Annotated in this window: 5 protein-coding genes; all 5 read right to left on the bottom strand. The window is 33.9% G+C overall.

The window, feature by feature from the left end:
- A complete protein-coding gene (gene pyrB / locus ACKI67_RS09865; protein ID WP_407463360.1) occupies positions 1 to 927 on the bottom strand; it encodes an aspartate carbamoyltransferase in 927 nt (308 codons plus the stop codon).
- A gap of 123 nt (positions 928 to 1,050) precedes the next feature.
- On the bottom strand, positions 1,051 to 1,203 hold the full coding sequence (locus ACKI67_RS09860; protein ID WP_407463359.1) for a hypothetical protein: 153 nt from the start codon (positions 1,201 to 1,203) through the stop codon (positions 1,051 to 1,053).
- A gap of 15 nt (positions 1,204 to 1,218) precedes the next feature.
- The gene (locus ACKI67_RS09855) at positions 1,219 to 1,362 is read right to left on the bottom strand and encodes a hypothetical protein (RefSeq protein ID WP_407463358.1); all 144 of its coding nucleotides are present in this window, start codon (positions 1,360 to 1,362) and stop codon (positions 1,219 to 1,221) included.
- A 28-nt stretch (positions 1,363 to 1,390) separates the two neighbouring features.
- A complete protein-coding gene (locus ACKI67_RS09850; RefSeq protein WP_407463357.1) occupies positions 1,391 to 1,555 on the bottom strand; it encodes a hypothetical protein in 165 nt (54 codons plus the stop codon).
- A gap of 169 nt (positions 1,556 to 1,724) precedes the next feature.
- Positions 1,725 to 2,039, bottom strand: a 315-nt coding sequence (locus tag ACKI67_RS09845; protein WP_407463356.1) for a fumarylacetoacetate hydrolase family protein, incomplete at its 5' end; no start/stop codon positions are given.

The raw sequence follows: 2,039 nt of genomic DNA, 5'->3' as shown, positions 1-2,039 counted from the left end.
TTACTCAAACCTATGAGTAATTACATTTTTTAAAATAGCCATTCTGACTGGTATTGCATTTGCTGCCTGTTCAAAATACTTGTTGTACTTTGTATCATCAACATCATATGAAATCTCATCCACTCTTGGAAGCGGATGCATGACTATAAGGTCTTTGCCTTCAAGCAAATCCTTATTGATCAGGTATGCTCCTTTGATGCGTTCATATTCCTCTACATCCGGGAACCTTTCCTTTTGGATTCTTGTGACATAAAGCACATCAACATCATCGATGACATCCTTTAGTGAATTGGTTTGGTTGTATTTTATGTTGCTTTCTTCAAGGTCGTGCAATGTCTCTTTAGGCATCTTAAGCTCATCCGGTGAGACAAAGCTCATTTCAACATCATACATTCCAAGTGCATATGCAAGGGAATGCACTGTACGGCCGTATTTCAGGTCTCCAAGAAGTGCAATCTTCAATCCATCTATTTTTCCGAAGTGCTTTTTGATGGTATAGAGGTCGAGCAATGTTTGGGTTGGGTGCTGTCCTGCGCCGTCTCCAGCATTGATGATTGGCACATCCACTATATCTGATAGGAATCTGGACACTCCTTCAAGGTTATGCCTGATTACTATTGCATCGCAGTATGACTCAAACATCTTTGCGGTGTCTGCCAAGCTTTCTCCTTTTGAAACGGAACTGTGTGCAGCATCTCCAAGCTCTATGCAGTCTCCTCCAAGCCTTTTCATTGAGGTTTCAAAAGATAGCCTTGTCCTTGTGGAAGGTTCATAGAATAGAAGCCCTAAAATCTTTCCTTCAAGCTCTCTAGATTTCTCCTTAGATTTTGCAACATCTTCAAGCTTGCTTGCTTCCTCTAAGATAAATTCAATATCTTCCTTTTCAAAATCCTTTAATGAAATAACATTTTCATGCTCAAAAATGATATTACACTCCTTATTTTTTACACTTGAAATAGTGGTCTTTATAAATAAAATTAAAAAATAGAAATATGATTTTCATTTTAAAAAATGAAAAAAAGTTTTTTAATTAGATTAAAAAACTTTTAATTATTCGCCTTTCATGAATCCGTATATTGCAACAGCTATGAGTATAATGATTAATAGGATGAATACCCAAAAGCTTATTTTTATGAACAGCTGCAATAATGTCAAGATTATGATTAAAGCGATTGCTGTTAGAACGATTCTGTTTAGCATCACGTTATCACCTTGTTGTTAGAATATATATCCTAATAATGCCATAATGATGAATATAAGAATTGCTATGATAAAGATCTTCATTCCTATCTTCATAAACCATTTCAATAGCCCAAATATGATCATCAATAGGATAGCTATTATTATAAGTTCTATAATCATTCTTCCACCAAGCTAATAAAAAAGATACTTAAGGAGCTATTTCGTCTCCTTTGAACCATCCGAATATTCCCACAATTACGGAAATGATAATACCAATTATTAACATTTTCCAAAAGTGGTGCATAAAGAATCCTATTATTGGTAATAAAAAGAATAATACGATTGCACATATACAAATTTTATTTAATGCCATGTTTTCACCTCTTTTTCAGAACTCCTTTTTTTAAATAAAGGATATTCTATTTTATAATATATTGTAAAGTATTATAATAATTTATCTATTTAATTCAAGATTTTTCATTCTTTGATTAAATAGCTCTTATTCTTACTGATTAGATAGTTCTTTTTTGATTAAATATCCATTATTCTTCCTTGATTAAGTAGTTCTTTAATGTTCCAATCTCTTCTATTGTCACTTCAACAATGGAATCTGCTTTCATTTCACCTACACCTGGAGGTGTTCCTGTAGCTATCACATCTCCTGGATTCAATGTCATTGTCTGTGAAACGTATGATATTATTTCCTGTGGTGAGAAGATCATTTGGGAAGTGTTTGAGTTCTGTCTGATTTCTCCATTGACTTTAGTCACTATTTTTTGATTCAATGGGTCAAGGTCGGTTTCAATGAAAGGCCCTATTGGGGCAAATCCATCACAGCTCTTTCCTCTTGTCCACTG

The sequence above is a fragment of the Methanobrevibacter sp. genome, from assembly GCF_045577275.1.
GTDB lineage: Archaea > Methanobacteriota > Methanobacteria > Methanobacteriales > Methanobacteriaceae > Methanobrevibacter.
This window is presented reverse-complemented; position numbering and strand designations above follow the sequence as displayed.